The 17,886-nt window shown below is 63.4% G+C and carries 18 protein-coding genes; 6 read left to right on the top strand and 12 right to left on the bottom strand.

From position 1 onward, the window contains the following. Positions 1-178 precede the first annotated feature (178 nt). From ubiE to ubiB, 3 genes are read left to right on the top strand one after another with little or no spacing between them, the layout of a single operon-like run. Positions 179-949: a bifunctional demethylmenaquinone methyltransferase/2-methoxy-6-polyprenyl-1,4-benzoquinol methylase UbiE gene (ubiE, locus tag VGE08_RS03770; protein ID WP_331066519.1), complete on the top strand. Its 771-nt coding sequence runs from the start codon at positions 179-181 to the stop codon at positions 947-949. Next, on the top strand, positions 933-1,544 hold the full coding sequence (locus VGE08_RS03765) for a ubiquinone biosynthesis accessory factor UbiJ (RefSeq protein ID WP_331066518.1): 612 nt from the start codon (positions 933-935) through the stop codon (positions 1,542-1,544). The genes ubiE and VGE08_RS03765 overlap by 17 nt, the downstream gene beginning before the upstream one ends. Before the next feature lie 3 nt (positions 1,545-1,547). Continuing rightward, positions 1,548-3,185: a ubiquinone biosynthesis regulatory protein kinase UbiB gene (gene ubiB / locus VGE08_RS03760; RefSeq protein WP_331066517.1), complete on the top strand. Its 1,638-nt coding sequence runs from the start codon at positions 1,548-1,550 to the stop codon at positions 3,183-3,185. A 41-nt stretch (positions 3,186-3,226) separates the two neighbouring features. Here ubiB and VGE08_RS03755 read toward each other — a convergent pair whose 3' ends face one another. The 3 genes from VGE08_RS03755 to VGE08_RS03745 all read right to left on the bottom strand — a co-directional run bounded on the left by VGE08_RS03755 (position 3,227) and on the right by VGE08_RS03745 (position 4,970). Further along, complete coding sequence (locus VGE08_RS03755) at positions 3,227-3,874, bottom strand: DedA family protein (RefSeq protein ID WP_331066516.1); 648 nt, start codon at positions 3,872-3,874, stop codon at positions 3,227-3,229. Positions 3,875-3,886: 12 nt separating this feature from the next. After that, entirely contained in the window at positions 3,887-4,258 is a 372-nt protein-coding gene (gene panD / locus VGE08_RS03750) for an aspartate 1-decarboxylase (protein WP_331066515.1), read from the bottom strand. 160 nt (positions 4,259-4,418) lie between these two features. After that, on the bottom strand, positions 4,419-4,970 hold the full coding sequence (locus VGE08_RS03745) for a TIGR00730 family Rossman fold protein (protein WP_331066514.1): 552 nt from the start codon (positions 4,968-4,970) through the stop codon (positions 4,419-4,421). Positions 4,971-5,155: 185 nt separating this feature from the next. Between VGE08_RS03745 and VGE08_RS03740 the strand changes: the two genes are divergently transcribed. After that, entirely contained in the window at positions 5,156-6,640 is a 1,485-nt protein-coding gene (locus VGE08_RS03740; RefSeq protein WP_331066513.1) for a putative bifunctional diguanylate cyclase/phosphodiesterase, read from the top strand. A gap of 125 nt (positions 6,641-6,765) precedes the next feature. Here the strand turns inward: VGE08_RS03740 and VGE08_RS03735 are convergent, their stop codons facing one another. From VGE08_RS03735 to VGE08_RS03700, 8 genes are all read right to left on the bottom strand, one after another. Beyond that, positions 6,766-7,110 (bottom strand): hypothetical protein, encoded by a 345-nt coding sequence (locus tag VGE08_RS03735; protein WP_331066512.1) that lies wholly within the window; start codon positions 7,108-7,110, stop codon positions 6,766-6,768. 182 nt (positions 7,111-7,292) lie between these two features. Continuing rightward, positions 7,293-8,063 carry a tryptophan synthase subunit alpha gene (gene trpA, locus VGE08_RS03730; protein WP_331066511.1) on the bottom strand — a complete coding sequence of 257 codons (771 nt, stop codon included), beginning with the start codon at positions 8,061-8,063 and terminating at the stop codon, positions 7,293-7,295. Then, entirely contained in the window at positions 8,063-9,307 is a 1,245-nt protein-coding gene (trpB, locus tag VGE08_RS03725; RefSeq protein ID WP_331066510.1) for a tryptophan synthase subunit beta, read from the bottom strand. The genes trpA and trpB overlap by 1 nt, the downstream gene beginning before the upstream one ends. After that, positions 9,304-9,909 (bottom strand): phosphoribosylanthranilate isomerase, encoded by a 606-nt coding sequence (locus tag VGE08_RS03720; RefSeq protein ID WP_331066509.1) that lies wholly within the window; start codon positions 9,907-9,909, stop codon positions 9,304-9,306. Before VGE08_RS03720 ends, trpB begins: the two co-directional genes overlap by 4 nt. 46 nt (positions 9,910-9,955) lie before the next feature. Then, positions 9,956-10,834: an indole-3-glycerol-phosphate synthase gene (locus tag VGE08_RS03715; protein ID WP_331066508.1), complete on the bottom strand. Its 879-nt coding sequence runs from the start codon at positions 10,832-10,834 to the stop codon at positions 9,956-9,958. Between the two features lies 1 nt (position 10,835). Further along, positions 10,836-11,873, bottom strand: a complete 1,038-nt coding sequence (gene trpD, locus VGE08_RS03710; protein ID WP_331066507.1) for an anthranilate phosphoribosyltransferase — start codon at positions 11,871-11,873, stop codon at positions 10,836-10,838. A gap of 2 nt (positions 11,874-11,875) precedes the next feature. Next, the gene (locus VGE08_RS03705; RefSeq protein ID WP_349258607.1) at positions 11,876-12,484 is read right to left on the bottom strand and encodes an aminodeoxychorismate/anthranilate synthase component II; all 609 of its coding nucleotides are present in this window, start codon (positions 12,482-12,484) and stop codon (positions 11,876-11,878) included. Next, positions 12,481-13,866: an anthranilate synthase component I family protein gene (locus tag VGE08_RS03700; protein ID WP_331066506.1), complete on the bottom strand. Its 1,386-nt coding sequence runs from the start codon at positions 13,864-13,866 to the stop codon at positions 12,481-12,483. The genes VGE08_RS03705 and VGE08_RS03700 overlap by 4 nt, the downstream gene beginning before the upstream one ends. Before the next feature lie 441 nt (positions 13,867-14,307). On the opposite strand from VGE08_RS03700, the gene VGE08_RS03695 reads away from it, so the two are divergent. Further along, on the top strand, positions 14,308-15,342 hold the full coding sequence (locus VGE08_RS03695) for a sulfate ABC transporter substrate-binding protein (protein WP_331066505.1): 1,035 nt from the start codon (positions 14,308-14,310) through the stop codon (positions 15,340-15,342). A 103-nt stretch (positions 15,343-15,445) separates the two neighbouring features. On the opposite strand, the gene VGE08_RS03690 is transcribed toward VGE08_RS03695, so the two are convergent. Continuing rightward, entirely contained in the window at positions 15,446-15,955 is a 510-nt protein-coding gene (locus tag VGE08_RS03690) for a hypothetical protein (RefSeq protein WP_331066504.1), read from the bottom strand. A gap of 79 nt (positions 15,956-16,034) precedes the next feature. Between VGE08_RS03690 and VGE08_RS03685 the strand changes: the two genes are divergently transcribed. Continuing rightward, on the top strand, positions 16,035-17,879 hold the full coding sequence (locus tag VGE08_RS03685; protein WP_331066503.1) for an ABC transporter ATP-binding protein: 1,845 nt from the start codon (positions 16,035-16,037) through the stop codon (positions 17,877-17,879). Positions 17,880-17,886: the final 7 nt, after the last annotated feature.

Genomic DNA, 17,886 nt, shown 5'->3' with positions numbered 1-17,886 from the left:
ACAGCGACTCGGACATCCTGTGCTGCTTCGCTGAAAGGCACCGCCGAGCCCGTGTGCCTTGGAGCGGTTCCAGTTGGATTCATGGCGCGGGTCAGCTGTGGCACTGTGCGCAGGTGTCGAAAGCGATACATGCAGTATCGAACCTGATTAAAATGCGTCGTCACCGCCAGCGACGACCATGACCGCCAAGCCCTCCAACACCCCCGAGCCCTCCACCACCGACTTCGGCTACCAGCAGGTGCCGGTCGCGGAAAAGCAGGCGCGGGTTCGTGCCGTCTTCGAATCGGTCGCAAGCAATTACGACCTGATGAACGACCTCATGTCGGCAGGCACGCACCGGCTGTGGAAGCGCTTCGCGCTGTCGCAGACCGGCTTGCGCCCCGGTCAGCGGGCGCTGGATGTGGCCGGCGGCACAGGCGATCTGGCCGCCGGCATGTGCAAGCAGGTGGGCGACCAGGGGTTGGTGATCCTCACCGACATCAACACCGCCATGCTGGCCGAAGGCCGCGACGCGATGACCGATCGCGGTTTCGTCAACAACGTGCGTTTCTCGATCGCGAATGCCGAGTGCCTGCCCTTCCCGGACCAGAGCTTCGATTGCGTGACCATCGGCTTCGGCCTGCGCAATGTCACCGACAAGCCCGCGGCCTTGCGCTCCATGCAGCGCGTGCTCAAGCCGGGCGGACAGCTGTTGATCCTGGAGTTCTCGCATCCCGTCGCTCCGGGATTGAAGCCGCTGTACGACGCGTACTCGTTCTCGGTGCTGCCATGGCTAGGCAAGGTCGTGGCGCGCGACGAAGCCAGCTATCGTTACCTGGCCGAGTCCATTCGACGCTTTCCCAAGCAGCAGGAATTGATCGAGATGATGCAGGCGGCCGGCCTGGAAGGCTGCAAATATCACAATCTCACCGGCGGCATCGTGGCCCTGCACCGTGGCTACCGCTTCTGATATGCGCCTGTCGCCGCTGGAATCGCTGCTCAATCGAAACATTGCCGCCTCATCGGCGGCACGCGCGCTGTGCCGGCGTCTGGACGCAAAGGTGCTGGCGCTGCACGTCGAAGGCATGCCGCTGAGCATTTACTTCAGATCCAACGGCGAACAGATGTCGCTCGACACCAAGTACGACGGCACGCCGCACGCGACGCTGTCTGGAACGCCTTTGTCGCTGCTGCGCATGGCCGGCCCCGCGCCCGAAGCAGCACTGCGAACCGGCTCCGTGCACATTCACGGCGACGCTGAAGTCGCGCAGACCTTCAGCGAGTTGCTCAAGCAGGCGCGGCCCGACCTGGAGGAAGAATTGTCGCGAATCATCGGCGATGTTGCCGCTCATCAGGTGGGCAACGTCGCGCGCTCGGCCATCGGCTTCGCAAAAAAAGCGGCCGATACGTTTGCACAAAACCTGTCCGAGTACCTGCAGGAAGAAGGCCGCGACGCTCCCAGCCGCACCGAGGCGGATGAGCTCATCAGCGGCGTCGACAAATTGCGCGACGATGTGGATCGCTTCGAGGCCCGGCTGGGGCTGCTCGAACGCAAGCGCGGCTGAAGCATGCAACTGAGAGTTCTTTCCCGGCTGCTGCAGATTCAACGCGTCCTGGTGCGACATCGCCTGGACGAGATCATTCTGGCCACGCATCTGTTCCGGCCGATCCGCTTCGCGTTCTATCTCTCGCCAAACACCTGGTTCCGCCGCAAGGCTTCCTTGTCACGCGGCGAACGGCTGCGGCTGGCACTGGAGGAGTTGGGACCGATCTTCATGAAGTTCGGTCAAACGCTGTCCACGCGTCGCGATCTCTTGCCGCGAGACATCGCCGACGAATTGGAGAAGCTGCAGGATCGTGTGCCGCCGTTCTCCAACGAAGCCGCGCGCGCCATTGTCGAAGCGGCTTATGAGCGTCCGACTACCGATGTGTTTGCTCGCTTCGACTCCGCGCCGCTGGCGGCCGCGACGATCGCTCAGGTGCATGGCGCGCAGCTCAAAGACGGCAAGGAAGTGGTCGTCAAGATCGTGCGGCCCGGCATTCGCCGGCTCATCCGGCGCGATGTCGAAGTCTTGTATGCGCTGGCCGACCTGGCCAATCGCTACTGGAGCGACGCACCTCGGCTGCGGCCTGTGGAGCTGGTGCGCGAGTACGAAAAGACCATCATGGACGAGCTGGATCTCAAGCGCGAAGCGGCCAATGCCGCGCAGCTGAAGCGCAACTTCGAAGGTTCGCGCCTGCTGTATGTGCCCGAGGTGTATTGGGACTACACGCGCCCCAACGTCATGGTGATGGAGCGCGTGCAGGGCGTACTGGTCAACGATATTGAAGAGCTGCAGCGCCGCGGCGCGAACATTCAGCGGCTGGCCGAGAACGGCGTGGAGATCTTTTTCACGCAGGCGTTCCGTCACAACTTCTTCCACGCCGACATGCATCCGGGCAACATCTTCGTGTTGCTGGACGATCCCGATCATCCTCGTTATGCCGCCGTTGACTTCGGCATCGTCGGTACGCTGGCGCCGCGCGACCAGCACTACCTCGCAGAGAACTTCCTGGCGTTCTTCGAGCACGACTATCGCCGCATCGCGCAATTGCACATCGATTCCGGATGGATTCCTGCGCACGTTCGCGTCGACGAGTTGGAGTCGGCGGTGCGTACCGTGTGCGAGCCGATCGCGAACAAGCCGCTGCGAGAGATTTCGTTCGGCCAGGTGCTGATCAGCCTGTTCGAAGCAGCGCAACGCTTCGACGCGCAGATGCAGCCGCAGCTGATGCTGATCCAGAAGACCCTGCTGCAGATCGAGGGCGTGGGGCGGCAGCTGTATCCCGATCTGGACCTGTGGAAGACGGCACAGCCGCTGCTGCGCCAATGGGTAGCGGAACGCTGGAGCGTGCGAGCCCTCGCGCGCGATGTTCGCAAGCAGCTGCCGGACATGCTGCAGGCGTTGCATCAGTTGCCGCCGCTGATGGCCAACGCGATTCAGCGCGCCGCGGATGGCAGGCTCAGTGTGCCGGTGGATAACAAGGAGATCGAGCGCTTGCAGCAGACCATCCGAGACGATGGCCGGCGCCGGGATGTGACGTTGGTGAGCTCGATCGGGATGCTGGGCGGGATTGTGTTGCTTGCGACGGGAGCCGGGCCGGAATGGCTTGGTTACGCGTTGCTAGCGGGCAGCGTGGTGGGACTTTTGACGCTCCGCAAATAGCGCGGCCGCAGGCCAATAAAGAATTGAAACCTGCGGCGGCGTTATGCGCCAGCCGGTTTCGGCTTCAGCAGTTCCCACAGCACCGGCATCACCGACACCACGATGATCAGAATGGTCACGATGCCGAAGTTCTCCTTGATCAGCGGCACGTTGCCGAACAGGTAGCCGCCCCAGATGAAAATCGTCACCCACAGGAACCCGCCCAGCAGGTTGTAGGTGAAGAACTTCGCGCCATTCATGGCTCCCACGCCGGCGACGAACGGCGCAAACGTGCGCACGATCGGCACGAAGCGCGCCAGCACGATGGTCTTGCCGCCGTACTTCTCGTAGAAGGCATGCGTGCGATCGAGATATTCCTTTTTGAGCCAGCGAATGGTGCCGCTGAACGCCCTGGGCCCGATCGCCTTGCCGATGCGGTAGTTCGTGGCATCGCCCAACCACGCTGCAATCATCAACAACGCCCACAGCGCCGGCGCATTCAACGTGCCCGTCTGGTCCACCGCCGCCAGCGCGCCCAGCGCGAACAGCAATGAATCTCCCGGCAGGAACGGCGTCACCACCACGCCGGTCTCGCAGAAAATGATCAGGAACAGGATGCCGTAGACCCAGTAGTGATAAGCGGCGATGAGCTCGATGAGATGGTCATCGAGATGCAGGATGAAATCGATGAACCATGTGACCAGCTCCATGCGCCCGCCGCCTCAGGAGGCCGCGCGCAGCGACTTGACACGTGGCTGGTTGTTTTCGTCCACCAGCACCACGATCGGCTGGTGTTGTTCGACTTCGGCTTCGGAATATTGCGAGTAGGCGCAGATGATCAGCAGGTCGCCCACCATCGCGCGACGAGCCGCGGCGCCGTTCAGCGAGATTGCCCCCGAGCCACGCGGCGCCTTGATGATGTAGGTCGAGAAACGTTCACCGTTGTTGACGTTGTACAGCTCGATGTATTGATGCTCACGCAGCCCGGACGCTTCCAGCAGTGCCTCGTCGATACCACAGGAGCCCTCGTAGTCGAGATCGGCCTGGGTCACGCGAACCCGGTGCAGCTTGGCCTGGAGCATGGTACGAAGCATGAGAATCCTCTGGCGCTGGACGATGAAACCGCCCGTGCGGACGGCCACGATGGGCGGCCGGTCCGTCAGGCGGCCGAAAGGCTGAGGGCTGGGGCCAGCAGTGTCAAGCAGATGCTTCTCAGGCGAAATCCGCCCGAAATCCCGTCATTTGCCGGGCTTGTCAGCCGGGTCGGGCCGCCGCCTGCAGGCGATCGAGCAGCGCTTCCGCCTCGCTGTCGACCAGCAGCGCCGCGCGGTGCCGGGGCCGCTGGAAGCCTTCCGCCACCGCCAGGTCCAGGAACTGGATCAGCGAGTCATAGTAGCCCCGGTAGTTCAGCAGCCCGCACGGCTTGTCATGCAGGTCCAGCTGGGTCCAGGTCCACGCCTCGAACATCTCGTCCAGCGTGCCAATGCCTCCCGGCAAGGTCAGGAACGCATCGGAAAGCTCGCCCATCATCAGCTTGCGCTCCGCCATGGTGGTCACCACGCGCAGCTCGCTGAGGCCGGGATGACCCGCTTCGCGATCCAGCAGCATCTGGGGAATGATGCCCACGACCCGCCCGCCGGCGGACAGCGCCGCGTCCGCCACGGCACCCATCAGGCCCACCTTGCCGCCGCCATAGACGAGGCTCAGCCCGCGTTCGGCGATCAGCCGCCCGGTGGTCCGGGCCAGTTGCAGGTACTCGGGACGATTGCCGGGGTTGGAACCACAAAAAACACAAATGGAGCGCATCGCGCGATTTTAACTGAGCCGCCATTACGTAAAGCGAAGCGACGGGAAGCGCGACACAGTGCACACTTCGGGGCTGGAGCGGCGGGTGTAGGGGTTCTTTGTACACCGGGCGCTCAAGCGAGCTGACCCGTGCCCGATATGTTCAAGACACGTTCCGTGCACACGGGACATGACGCTCGGTATACATGCAAGGGACCCTTCAATACTGGTTAGCGTACCTGCCCGTCGTCGCGATCGTCGCGGCGCCCACGCTCATCGCCGCATGGTTCGCGTTCCAATTGCACCGTGAGCGGGCCCTGCGACGGCGTGACGGTGCGGACTATTTGACGGCGCTTCCCACGCGCCGCGCAGCCGCCACCGTGGCCGCACAGGCCATCATCGATGCGCAGCGCGCCGGCCGCGAAGTCGCCGTCATCGTCCTCAATGTCGACCGGCTCAAGTCGATCAACGATTCGCTCGGTCATCAGGCCGGCGACGAGCTGTTACTGGCGCTGTCCGAGCGCCTGCGCCGGGTCATCGGCAACGACAATGTGCTGGCCCGACTGGCCGGCGACGAATTCACGATCATCGGTCGCGGCTTGCGCGGCCCGAGCGAGGCCGAGACACTGGTCGATCGGATCGTCGCAGCGGTGCGCCACCCGTTCGAGATCGCTTCCTTCGACATCCATACGTCGCTGACCATGGGCGTGAGCATGTATCCGCTGGATGGCGATTCCTTCGAGCTGCTGTTGCGACGTGCCGAGATGGCGTTGCGCTGTGCCAAGGCCGAGCGTCGCGGCGGCTACCGTTTCTACGCGCTGGAGATGTCCAACGCCGCCGACGAGCGTCTGGCCTTGGAGAACGATCTGCGCCGAGCGCTCGAGCTGCGGCAGCTGGAGCTGCACTACCAGCCCAAAGTCGACATCGCCACCAATCGCATTCGCAGTGCTGAAGTGCTGCTGCGCTGGCACCATCCGACCCGCGGACTGGTGCCACCGAATGTCTTCATTCCCATCGCCGAAGAAACCGGTTTGATCGTTCAGATCGGCGAATGGGTATTGCGCGAGGCGTGCCGGCAGGTGCGAGCGTGGATCGATTCGGGAATGTCGCCAGTGCGTGTCGCCGTAAACCTCTCGGCGCGGCAATTTCGGCACGTCGACCTGGTCGCGATCGTGCGCTCGGCCATTGACGACGCGCAACTACAACCCGGTTACGTCGAGCTGGAGCTCACCGAGAGCGCGATCATGGACGACGCCGAGGAATCCGCCGCGACCTTGGGCATTCTCAGCACCATGGGCGTACACATCTCCATCGACGACTTCGGTACCGGTTATTCGAGCCTGAGCCACCTGCGCCGCTATCCGCTGGACAAGCTCAAGATCGACGGCAGTTTCGTGCGCGACCTGATGTCGAACCCGGACGATGCCTCCATCGTCAAAGCCATCATCTCGCTTGCGCACAACTTGCGCCTGCGCGTGGTTGCCGAGGGCGTCGAAACCGCCGAGCAACTGAACTTCCTGCGCGAGCTCGGCTGCGACCAGTATCAGGGGTTCTTTTGCAGTCCGGCGGTACCGGCGCCGGAGTTCGAGGCGCTGCTACAGAAAATGCGATCTGAGCTCCCGGAGCTGACCGAGGCGGACATGCTCCGCACCCAGAGCCGGCTGTCCGCGTTCTCTCGCGACAGCTTATAAAACAGCGACTCGGGCATCCTGCCACTCGCGCTATGGCGCAGAGGGGAAAAGGCGTGACTTTCCCCCCGCGCTCGCCGCCTGCGGCGGCGGGCACATCCCTGTGCCTGGCGGTGGCCAATGTAAAACTAATATTGGTCGCCGGCACGACGGCCGCGAGAACGACGGCGCTCGTGGCCGGAGAAATCGGCGGTGTACATGCCCACATCGCTGCTGCGTCGCGGGCCGGCGCGGCGATCCTTGTGATGTTTGAAACGGCAGTTGCACACCTCGGCGTCGCAGCTGGGCAGCGGCAAGCGTGGTGCTTGACGGGACAGGAAGCGCTGACCGGAAAATCGATAAGCCGCGGCACACGCATCCGGGCCCGGCAAAACCGACACGGCGTGATACGGATTGGTCGGGGCGGCCGGGCGCACGGTGGCTGGCTTCTTCCCCCCGAACAAACTCGAAAACCAACCAGTCTTCGTGACCATCGCTTCTGCCTTGACTCACGTCTGGCGCGGCATCACACCCGCTGACGTTACGTAAGAAACAACGCAGCGAATTGTTCCTGCCGCGCGCACGGCAGACAACTGAACAATGGGCCCACGCCGGGCCGATCAGCTCCGGCGATTCGACTGGAAATCTTTACTGTCGTGCGTTTGCGACGGTGCGTTCATTCTCGCAGCGAGCGAAGGAATTTCGCGGGGTCCTCGCCGCGCTCCAGAACCTCCACCAAAGCTGACCCGACGATCGCGCCATCGATGTGTGGCGCAAGACGCTGCACCTGTTCGCGGCTGCGAATGCCGAAGCCCGCGCACACCGGCACCGGCGAGAGCTGCTTGACGCGCTGAAAATACTCGAGCACTTCTTCGGGCACAGCGACGTTCTTGCCCGTGGTGCCTGTCATGGTAACGGCGTAAATGAACCCGCCACTGTCTTCGCACAACATTCGCATGCGCTCGGTCGGCGTCACCGGCGTTACGAATTGCACGAGCGCCAGGCCACGCGCTTCCAATGCGTTACGCAGGTCGTGACTTTCCTCGTACGGCAGATCGGGAACGATGAAGCCCGCGATGCCGGCGCGCGCCGCATATTCCGGCAAGCGGTCGATGCCGTAGGCGAGCAGCGGATTCAGGTAGCTCATCAACAGCAGCGGCGCCTGCGGCTTCACTTCGGCGCGCGTCAGCTCTTCCAGAATCCAGCGCAGCGATACTCCTTGTTCCAAGGCGACGCGGCTGGAGCGCTGAATGGTGGTGCCGTCGGCCATGGGATCGGTGAAAGGTACGCCGATCTCGACTACGTCGGCCGCCGCGGCAACTGCATTCAGCTGTTGAATGAAACCTTCGCGCGTGGGGAAACCGGCGGTGATATAGGCAATCAGTGCGGGCTGACCCGTCGCGCGCCGGTTGCGGATCGCGGTACTGACCAAATCACGAGCGGGCATCAGAGCACATCCTTCAGCAGAGTTCGTTGCAGGGTCGGCATGTCTTTATCGCCGCGGCCGGACAGGCAGATCAGGATTCGCTTGCCCGGATGGGCGAGCGCATAGCGCTTCGCGCCAGCGAGTGCGTGTGCGGATTCGATGGCAGGCAGGATGCCTTCAGCGGCGCAGCACTCGGCCAGGGCAGCGAGCGAATCCTCATCGTTCACTGCCTCGTACTTCACGCGGCCGATGCTTGCCAACAGCGCGTGTTCGGGGCCGACGCCGGGATAGTCGAGACCGGCCGACACCGAGTGCGTTTCCTGGATCTGGCCATTCTCATCCTGCAGCAGCAGCGAGAAGCAACCTTGCAACACGCCAGGGCTGCCGTAAGCGACCGAAGCCGCGTTCTGGCCCAGGCCGCTGCCGATGCCGCCGGCTTCCAGTCCGAGCATCTGCACGTCCTTGTCCTTGACGAAGGGATGAAACATGCCGATGGCGTTCGATCCGCCACCGACGGCGGCGACCACCAGGTCCGGCAACTTGCCGGTGCGTTCGAGAATCTGCACGCGAGCCTCGCGACCGATGACGGACTGCAGCTCACGCACGATGTATGGATAAGGATGCGGGCCGATGGCCGAGCCGAGGCAGTAATAAGTACCGTTCGGATCGGACACCCAGTCGCGCAAGGCTTCATCGACCGCGGCGCGCAAGGTCTTGTCGCCGCTCGTGACCGGCACGACCGTGGCACCGAGCAGTTTCATGCGACCGACGTTGGGCGCCTGGCGCTCCATGTCGATCGATCCCATGTACACGGTGCACGGCATGCCAAGGCGCGCGCATGCGGCAGCGGAAGCAACGCCATGCTGGCCCGCACCGGTTTCCGCGATCACGCGCTTTGCGCCCAGTTTCTTGGCCAGCAACACCTGGCCGATCGAGTTGTTGATCTTATGCGCGCCGGTATGCGCCAGATCCTCGCGCTTGAGCCAGACTTCCGCGCCCCACTTCTGCGACAGCGTACGCGCGAAGGTCAGCGGCGTGGCGCGTCCCACCCAGTTGTTCAATTCATCGTGAAACTCGCGCAGGAATTCCGGATCGCGCAGATAGCGGTCGACGCCGGCCTGCAGGCGGTCGAGCGCCGGGACCAGCGTTTCCGGAATGTAACGGCCGCCGAACGGGCCGTAGCGGCCGCGCTCATCGGGATACGCATCCTGCTGCACATTGGCCAGCAGCGTCTGCTGTTCGCTCTCGCTCAAGGAATGTTTCATCTGATCGCTCCACTGCCCGCCGCGCGTGCGATACGGACAAATTCATGAATCTTCATCGGATCCTTCACGCCAGGGCGCGCTTCGACGCCGCTGCTCACGTCCACTCCGAACGGCCGTGCGGCGGCAATGGCGTCCGCAACGTTTGTCGGCTTCAATCCGCCAGCCAGGATCAGCTGCGCACGCGCCGCCAGTTTTGCAGCGGCCGACCAATCCGTCGTTTCACCCGTGCCGCTGACCGGACCTTCGAACAACAACCGCGTCGGCAACACCGTCGGCAATTCACGGCCGGCGCGAACGACCGGAGTCACTTGCAACCCTTCGGGCACTCGCAATGTCGCCAGATCATCGATATCGGTTTGCAGCACGTCGGGCCGGAACTGCGACCACACTTCATCCAGCTCCGCTTGCGACGGATGCAACATCACAGCGACGCGGGCGATGTCGCTCGGCACGTTTCGCGCAAGCTCCGCCGCCCGTTCTGCGGTGACCCTGCGCTTCGATTCGGCAAATACGAAGCCGACGGCATTCACTCCCGCATCGAGCGCTGCGGTTACGGCATCAGCCGTGGTCAGCCCGCACACCTTGATCCACAGCCCGCTCACAACAACCCTTCGCGCGAAGCAAGCGACACGGAAATGTTCGAGCTCGTCATTCTTCGCGCACTTCGCCCTTGGCAATGCGCAGCTTGCGAGTTGCCATGCTCATCGCGGTCTGGCGGCCCGTGGACAACATCCTGCCCAGCAGCTCACGGGGCTGGGGCGAGTTCATCAGCGTCGTGCCGATCAAGGCGACGCGATAGCCCAGGCGCACGATGGTGCCGACATCGTTCACCGTGTTCACACCGCTTTCGGCGACCGGCGTAAATCCCGCCGGCATGCTTTCGGCCAGCTCCGACAGGCGCGACAGCTCGACAGTGAGCTTGTCGAGATCGCGGCAGTTGAGCCCGACCAGGATCTGCTCGTCGTGGCGGCGCCGTTGTGCCAGCACGTCGCGAGCGATCTCCAGGTCCGCGGCATCGAACGCTTCCAGCAAAACAAACATCTTCAACATCGCTGCGCAATCGAGCAGCGCCGTGATGCGGCTCTTGTCCAGCATGCGAACGATGACGAGCACGCCACCGGCGCCGGCGGCACGGCCCTCCATCACTTGATAGGGATCGATGAGGAAGTCCTTGCGCATCACAGGCACGTTGTGCGGCGTGAGCACGCGCGCGGCGCGAGTCAGATGTTCGAGTTGGCCGCCGAATCGCAACGGTTCGGTGAGCACCGAGACGGCGCACGCACCACCGCACGCATATTCAGTGACGCGGCTTTCCACATCGCTGGTATTGGCGGACAAGTCCCCCGCCGAGGGCGAATGCAGTTTGCATTCGGCGATGATGTCGAACCCTTCCGGCGACAGACGCAGAGCTGGTGCCGGCGGCATATCGGAAACACGCGTCCACAACGCCTTTTCGGATTCGCGCGCACGCGCTGCTTCGAGCCGCGTCAGGCTCGATTGAGTCATTTGAGCAAGCAGTCCGGACATTTCAGCGCCCCTGGCTCGCGGCCGTTTGCTTCTGGCCGAAAGCCGTCAGTTTTTCCAGCAGGCGCCGGCCGGCGCCGCTCTCGATGGCATCCTGGGCCATGTGCGCCGCATCCTGCGCCGAAGCCGCTTTGCCGAGCAATTCGAGTACCAGTGCTGCTTGAAGGATCAAGGCGTTGCGATGGGCGCCCTGTTCCCGGCCCTCCAGTACGGCGCGCAGGTGCTGGGCATTGTATGCAGCGTCGCCGCCTTTCAGATCGTCGACACTGCACTGGGGCAGCATGAACTCCTCGGCGCTACGGGTGTGACGCACCACCTTGCCGGGCGTGACATCGAACAGCGTGAACGGGCCAATCGGCGTCGCTTCGTCCCAGCCCGCGGCACCGTGCACGACGTAAGCGCGCTGCAACGGCATGCCCGCGAGAGTGTCCGCCATCAGCGCCGCGATATCGACGTTATACGCACCGATCAGATGAAAGTCCGGTTCGGCCGGGTTCGACAGCGGACCGAGAATATTGAATACGGTGCGCACGCCCAGCGCCTGCCGGATCGGCATCACCGCTTTCATCGCCGGGTGATAATGAGGCGCGAAGAAGAATGTGAACCCGGTGTCGCCGAGACATTCGCCAGCGGCGCGCTCGTCGAGCGGCAAGCTCAAGCCGAGCGCACGAATCACATCGGCGCTGCCGCTGCGACTGGAAACCGAGCTGGTGCCGTGCTTCGCCACGCGAATTCCCATCGACGCGACCAGCAGCGCCGCGCCCGTGGAAAGATTGAAACTGCCCGAGCCGTCGCCGCCCGTGCCGACCATATCGACCAACGGTCCACCGGCCGGCAACTCCGGACGCCGCGCGAGCTTGCGCATGCTCTTCGCAAAGCCGCGCACTTCATCGGCAATCACGCCCTTGGCTCTCAATGCTGCGAGCACCGCACCGCCCATCGCGGGCGAGAGAGTCGGATCGGTCAACGCGACCAGCAACTCGGCAGCTTCCTGCTCGCTCAGGTTGTTGCCATCGAGCAATCGTTCCAGTGTCTGGCGCATGATCATGCCGCTCGCTTGCCGGAGCGCTGCCGCAGGAAGTTGCCCATCAGCACCGGGCCCTGCGGTGTCAGCACGCTCTCGGGATGAAACTGTACGCCTTCGACATTGAGCGTCTTGTGGCGCACGCCCATGATCTCGCCCTCATCGGTGCGCGCCGAGACTTCGAGCGCGTCCGGCAAAGACTCCGGTTGCGCGATCAGCGAGTGATAGCGACCCGCCTCGAAGGGCTCCGGCATGTCCTGCAGGATGCTGCGGCCATCGTGATGCACCAGCGAGGTCTTGCCGTGCATGAGGCGGCCGGCGCGCACCACTTTGCCACCGAAAACCTCCACCAGCGATTGATGGCCGAGGCAAACGCCGAACACTGGAATCTCGCCCGCGAAGGCTTCGATCATCCGCATCGATACACCCGCGTCATACGGCGTGCCGGGGCCCGGCGAAATGCACAAGTGCGTCGGCTGCAGCGACTTGGCTTGATCGAGCGTGATGCTGTCGTTGCGATGAACCAGCACTTCGGCGCCCAGTACCATGAAGGCCTGCACCAGGTTGTATGTAAAGGAATCGTAGTTGTCGATGAGCAGCAGCCGCACCGCTTCGTGATGATTGCTCACAATCCTTCCTCCGCCAGCGCCAGAGCGCGCCGCACGCCGGCGCTCTTCGCCAGGACTTCTTGATATTCGGTGGCGGGCACGCTGTCGGCAACCACGCCCGCACCTGCCTGGAAACTGTAGGTATCGCCACGGAACACCATGGTCCGGATGGTGATGGCATGGTCCATGTCGCCGCCATGACCGAAATAGCCGATGGTGCCGCCATAGAAGCCGCGGCGCACCGGCTCGAGCTCGTCGATGATTTCCATCGCTCGCACCTTCGGCGCGCCGACCAGCGTGCCGGCGGGAAACGCGGCGGCAAACAAGTCGAACGCATCCTTGCCGGGCGCCAGCTCGCCGTTCACGCCGCTGACGATGTGCATCACGTGGCTGTAGCGCTCGATGCTGCGATAGGGATTCACATTCACCGAGCCGGCTTTCGCGACGCGCCCCAGATCGTTGCGCGCCAGATCGACCAGCATGATGTGCTCGGCATTCTCCTTCGGATCGGCCAGCAGCTCCTTCTGTAACAGGCCGTCCTCGACCGAATCCCGGCCGCGTGGCCGCGTGCCCGCGATGGGACGCATCGACGCGCGATTGCGCGACAATTTGACCAGCGCCTCGGGCGAGGAGCCGACGATGGTCGAATCGCCCAGCTCGCAGTAATACATATAAGGAGAGGGATTCAGCAGGCGCAGCGCGCGATAGGCCTCGAACGGCTCGAGATCGCACAAGCCGGAGAAGCGCACCGAAAGCACCAGCTGATAAACATCGCCGGCGGCGATGTACTCCTTCACGCGCCCGACGCCGTGAATGAATTGCTCTTCGGTGAGACTGCCGACCGCGGGTGAATACTTGATCTTGCGATCGCTGGAGGGAATGCCGCCGCGCAGGGCCTTTATGACTTCCCGGCGCAGCGCGATGCGCTCTGACTCGCTGCCGGCATGCAGCAGGGCGACGCCGCGAGTGAGGTGATCGAATACGAGCAGGGATCGAGGGGCGAGGTAGTGGGCTTCAGGTGTGGGTTCGGTCAGGGCAGTGCGGGGCGGCAATCGTTCGAAACGCCGGACCAGGTCGTAACCCGCCGCTCCCACCAAACCGCCCGGTAACGGCACGCCCGGAATCTGCGGGCTGGGCTGCGGTGCGCGGGCCAACGCGTTGCGAAACGCGCTGAGCAGCTCGGCCTGAGTCTGCGGCGGCGGTCCGGGGCGCCCATCGATGCTCAGCCCCCGCTCGTCCAGCCGCACTTCCAGGCAATCGCCAAAGCCGATGAACGAGTAGCGCGCCAGGCGCTCGCCGCCCTCGACGCTTTCCAGCAGAAACCGCGGCTTGAACGGCTTGAGCTTCAAATACGCCGACACCGGCGTGTCCAGGTCGGCGGCGATGTCGAAAGGTGGTTCCACTGATCTGTCCTCGGCATGAACCGTGCTCTTCGGTCCGGCGAGGGCGATAAAAAACCCATCTCCGGAACGCTGCACGGAGATGGGTTTGTTTGGATGCTTGGCTAGTGTGTGTTTATTGCGCCCGACAAGCTCCAGCGGCCCTCTCCTGTGAGGGGCGCCACCACCAGCGATGAGCTGCAAGCGATTGAGCCATGAGCGGAAGTATTACCGGCCGGCCGAGGGCTCGTCAACTTCCTCGTATGCAATCCGGCCATCTCCTTCCGGGCAGGCTGGCTCCGGCCGGGTCCGAAACTGCTACTCGCGAGCCGGCGCTTGCAACCCGATTGTCACGCGCCACCGACTGATCCTTCACCTGGCCCCTCCTAGCATGGCCGGTCAGTCCGCGGACGGCCCACAGCTACGCGGCCGTTTCCGAGTGGTTTCCGGGAGAGAGCAGGACTCATGACACGTTTCAAACCGATTTCACGGCGCAGGCTGGCCGGGCTCGCGCTCGCCGGCCTGGCGCTGACGGGCACGCTGACCGGCCCGGTGGCGCAGGCCGGCAACGTCAGCCTGTTGAATGTTTCTTACGATCCGACCCGCGAGCTTTACGACGACTACAACAAGGCGTTCGCCGCCTATTGGCAAAAGAAGACCGGCGACAAGGTCACGATCAAGCAATCGCATGGCGGCTCGGGCAAACAGGCGCGCACCGTGATCGACGGCCTGCCCGCGGACGTGGTGACACTGGCGCTGGCGGGTGACATCGATGCGCTGGTCAACAACGGCAAATTGCTACCGGTCAACTGGCAATCCCGCCTGCCGCACAACTCCTCGCCGTACACCTCGACCGTCGTGTTCCTGGTGCGCAAGGGCAATCCCAAGCAGATCAAGGACTGGGGCGACCTGGTCAAGCCGGGCGTGTCGGTGATCACGCCGAACCCCAAGACTTCGGGCGGCGCACGCTGGAACTATCTCGCCGCCTGGGCCTGGGCGTTGAAGCAGCCGGGCGGCACCGAAGCGTCGGCGAAGGCGTTCACGAAGAAGCTGTACGGCAACGTTCCCGTGCTCGACACCGGCGCGCGCGGCTCGACGACGACATTCGTTCAACGCGGCATCGGCGATGTGCTGCTGGCGTGGGAGAACGAAGCGTTCCTGTCCATCAAGGAGCTGGGTCCGGACAAGGTGGAGATCGTGGTGCCGACACTCAGCATTCTCGCCGAGCCGCCGGTCACTGTGGTCGATAAGGTCGTGTTGCGGCGGAATACGCGCGATGTGGCGACGGAGTACCTGAAGTATCTGTACAGCCCCGAAGGCCAGGAGATCATCGCCAGGAACTTCTACCGGCCTGTCGATCCCGCCGTGGCGGCGAAGTACGCCAAGACCTTCCCGAAGCTGGAGCTGGTCACCATTGCGGATTTCGGCGGTTGGGCCAAGGCGCAGCAGGTGCACTTCGCGGATGGCGGCGTGTTCGACCAGATCTACGCGCCACAATAGCTCGCGATTGACTCGAATCGCGGCTCCGGCGCCGCCCCCGTCAGCGGCGCAGTGACCGCGGCAATGCCCTCTTCGGCGACGGAGAGGGCATTTTTTTTGAGCCTCAGTCGTCGCCATTTTCGCGCTTGTTTTGCTCCACTCGCTTGCGCAGCTCCATCCATTCCTGCAGCTTCTTCAGATCGGCCGGCTTGCGCCGGCGCGCGCCCTGCCCTGGCTTGAGAGTGCCTCGGCCGCCACTATTGTAAGGATCACTGGCAATGTTGCCGCCGCCTGTCGTGGAATTGTCGTAAGGATTGAAGCCGCCACCGGGCATGCGCTCGCGGGGCTTGCGACCATGCGGACCAGTCAGCCCGGGTGGGCGAGGATGCGTGGCAGTTTCGGCGATGGACAGGTCGTTCAAGTCCAGCTTCTTCAGTCGCTGCGTGGTGATGTCGCGGCTGTAGACGCCGGTCTCGAGCTGCCATTCCCAGATCGAGTTGCCGCGCTCATCATAGGCGATTCGCCCCGAGCGCCTGCTGTCGGCGGCCGGCGAGCTGCTCGCCGCGGGTTCGACTGAGGCCGGCGCGATCGATGCGGGCGGCTGCCGGGATGATTCATCTCTCGGCTCGTTCATGACGCGCGTTGCGTGACTGAAGGAATGCGGAGGATTCTGTTCTGCTGCAAATGACAAAACAAATGTCGGCAAGTCGCGAATGAGCCCGCGTCACCGAACCATACAAACCAAGCCTGAGCTGGCGCGAGGCTTCGCTGGGGTCTTCGCCTACAGCAGCCGCGCACTGGAATTGGTGTGGACCACCAGCCGTCCATTGACCCTGGCGTTTGCGTTACTGACGTTGATCGCCGGCGCATTGCCCGCTGCTGTCGCATATGTTGGCGCGCTGATCGTCGATGCAGTTGTCGCCGCCATCCAGGGCACGCCCGAAACTCGGGAAACACTTGCCAACCACGCGTTGTGGCTGGTCGCGGCCGAAGGGGCGTTGGTCGCCGCCATCGCCGGCGCTCAACGCGGCATCAGCCTTTGCCAGTCGCTGTTACGCGCGCAACTTGGCCAGCGCGTCAACGTCATGATCCTGGAAAAGGCGGTAACACTGGAGCTGTCTCACTTCGAGAACTCGGAGTTCTACGACAAGCTCACACGCGCCCGTCGTGAAGCTTCGAGCCGGCCGCTGTCGCTGGTGACACGCACATTTGGCCTGTTGCAAAACGGAGTCTCGCTATTGAGCTTCGGCTCGCTGCTGTTGCAGTTCTCGCCGTGGGCCGTGGTGCTGTTGATCCTCGCCGGTCTGCCAGCGTTTCTTGCCGAAGCCAAATTCTCCGGCGACAAGTTCCGCCTGTTCCTGTGGCGCTCGCCGGAAACACGCATGCAGTTGTATCTGGAGACAGTGCTGGCTCGGGAAGACCATGCAAAGGAAGTGAAGTTGTTCGGTCTGGGCCCCTTGTTCCTGCAGCGCTACCGCGACATTTTCACGAAGCTCTATCGCGAGGATCGCAATCTCACCATTCGCCGCGACACATGGGGCTTCTTCCTCGGCCTGATTGCCACCCTGACGCTCTACGGCGCGTATGCGTGGATTGCGCTGTCCGCCATCGCCACTCGCATCACTCTCGGCCAGATGACGATGTATCTGATGTTGTTTCGTCAGGGGCAATCGGCAGTGTCGGCGATTCTGTCGGCCGTGGGTGGCATGTACGAGGACAACCTGTATCTGTCCACGCTCTACGATTATCTGGAAACGCCCGTCAACGGCACCAAGGGCGTGGCCGTGCGCGGCCCGAAGCCCGATGACGGCATACGTTTCGAGAAAGTAGGCTTCACCTATCCCGGCGCCGAACAACCGACGCTGATCGACATCGACTTGCACATCCGGCCGGGTGAATCGCTGGCGCTGGTCGGCGAAAACGGCTCGGGCAAGACCACGCTCATCAAACTGCTGACGCGTTTGTATGAACCGACCACGGGACGCATCCTGCTCGATGGCCAGGACCTGCGCGAATGGGACGAAGCCGCTTTGCGTGATCGCATCGGCGTGATCTTCCAGGATTTCACGCGCTACCAGTTGCTGCTGGGTGAAAACATCGGCGCCGGCGACGTGCGCCACTTTGAGGACGAAACGCGCTGGCGCGAAGCAGGCGAGAAAGGCATGGCCGCGCCGATCGTGGCCACATTGCCGGGCGGATATCGCACGCCGCTGGGCAAATGGTTCAACGATGGTCGCGAGCTCTCCGGCGGACAATGGCAGAAGATCGCGCTGTCTCGCGCCTTCATGCGCTCGCGCGCCGACATCCTGGTGCTGGATGAACCCACCTCGGCGATGGATGCCAGCGCCGAAGCCACGGTGTTCGAACACTTCCGCACGTTGACGCGCGGGCGCATTGCCATCCTGATCTCACATCGCTTTTCCACGGTGCGCATGGCCGATCAGATCGTGGTGATCGAGAACGGCCGCATCATCGAGCGCGGCAGTCATGACGAGCTGATGCGCTTGAACGGTCATTACTCGCACCTGTTCTCGTTACAAGCCAAAGGCTATCGCTAGGACAATC

Origin of the sequence: Steroidobacter sp., assembly GCF_036406195.1 — a bacterium.
Lineage (GTDB): Bacteria > Pseudomonadota > Gammaproteobacteria > Steroidobacterales > Steroidobacteraceae > Steroidobacter.
The sequence above is the reverse complement of the archived record's forward strand: the minus strand, read 5'-3'. Positions and strand labels throughout refer to the sequence as shown.

What these genes read in the sequence shown, in the direction of transcription:
- ubiE (WP_331066519.1), top strand. Translation starts at nt 179, where the DNA reads ATGACCGCCAAGCCCTCCAACACCCCCGAGCCCTCCACCACCGACTTC.
- ubiB (WP_331066517.1), top strand. Translation starts at nt 1,548, where the DNA reads ATGCAACTGAGAGTTCTTTCCCGGCTGCTGCAGATTCAACGCGTCCTG.
- VGE08_RS03755 (WP_331066516.1), bottom strand. Translation starts at nt 3,874, where the DNA reads ATGGAGCTGGTCACATGGTTCATCGATTTCATCCTGCATCTCGATGAC.
- panD (WP_331066515.1), bottom strand. Translation starts at nt 4,258, where the DNA reads ATGCTTCGTACCATGCTCCAGGCCAAGCTGCACCGGGTTCGCGTGACC.
- VGE08_RS03745 (WP_331066514.1), bottom strand. Translation starts at nt 4,970, where the DNA reads ATGCGCTCCATTTGTGTTTTTTGTGGTTCCAACCCCGGCAATCGTCCC.
- VGE08_RS03740 (WP_331066513.1), top strand. Translation starts at nt 5,156, where the DNA reads ATGCAAGGGACCCTTCAATACTGGTTAGCGTACCTGCCCGTCGTCGCG.
- VGE08_RS03735 (WP_331066512.1), bottom strand. Translation starts at nt 7,110, where the DNA reads ATGGTCACGAAGACTGGTTGGTTTTCGAGTTTGTTCGGGGGGAAGAAG.
- trpA (WP_331066511.1), bottom strand. Translation starts at nt 8,063, where the DNA reads ATGCCCGCTCGTGATTTGGTCAGTACCGCGATCCGCAACCGGCGCGCG.
- trpB (WP_331066510.1), bottom strand. Translation starts at nt 9,307, where the DNA reads ATGAAACATTCCTTGAGCGAGAGCGAACAGCAGACGCTGCTGGCCAAT.
- VGE08_RS03715 (WP_331066508.1), bottom strand. Translation starts at nt 10,834, where the DNA reads ATGTCCGGACTGCTTGCTCAAATGACTCAATCGAGCCTGACGCGGCTC.
- trpD (WP_331066507.1), bottom strand. Translation starts at nt 11,873, where the DNA reads ATGCGCCAGACACTGGAACGATTGCTCGATGGCAACAACCTGAGCGAG.
- VGE08_RS03695 (WP_331066505.1), top strand. Translation starts at nt 14,308, where the DNA reads ATGACACGTTTCAAACCGATTTCACGGCGCAGGCTGGCCGGGCTCGCG.
- VGE08_RS03690 (WP_331066504.1), bottom strand. Translation starts at nt 15,955, where the DNA reads ATGAACGAGCCGAGAGATGAATCATCCCGGCAGCCGCCCGCATCGATC.
- VGE08_RS03685 (WP_331066503.1), top strand. Translation starts at nt 16,035, where the DNA reads ATGAGCCCGCGTCACCGAACCATACAAACCAAGCCTGAGCTGGCGCGA.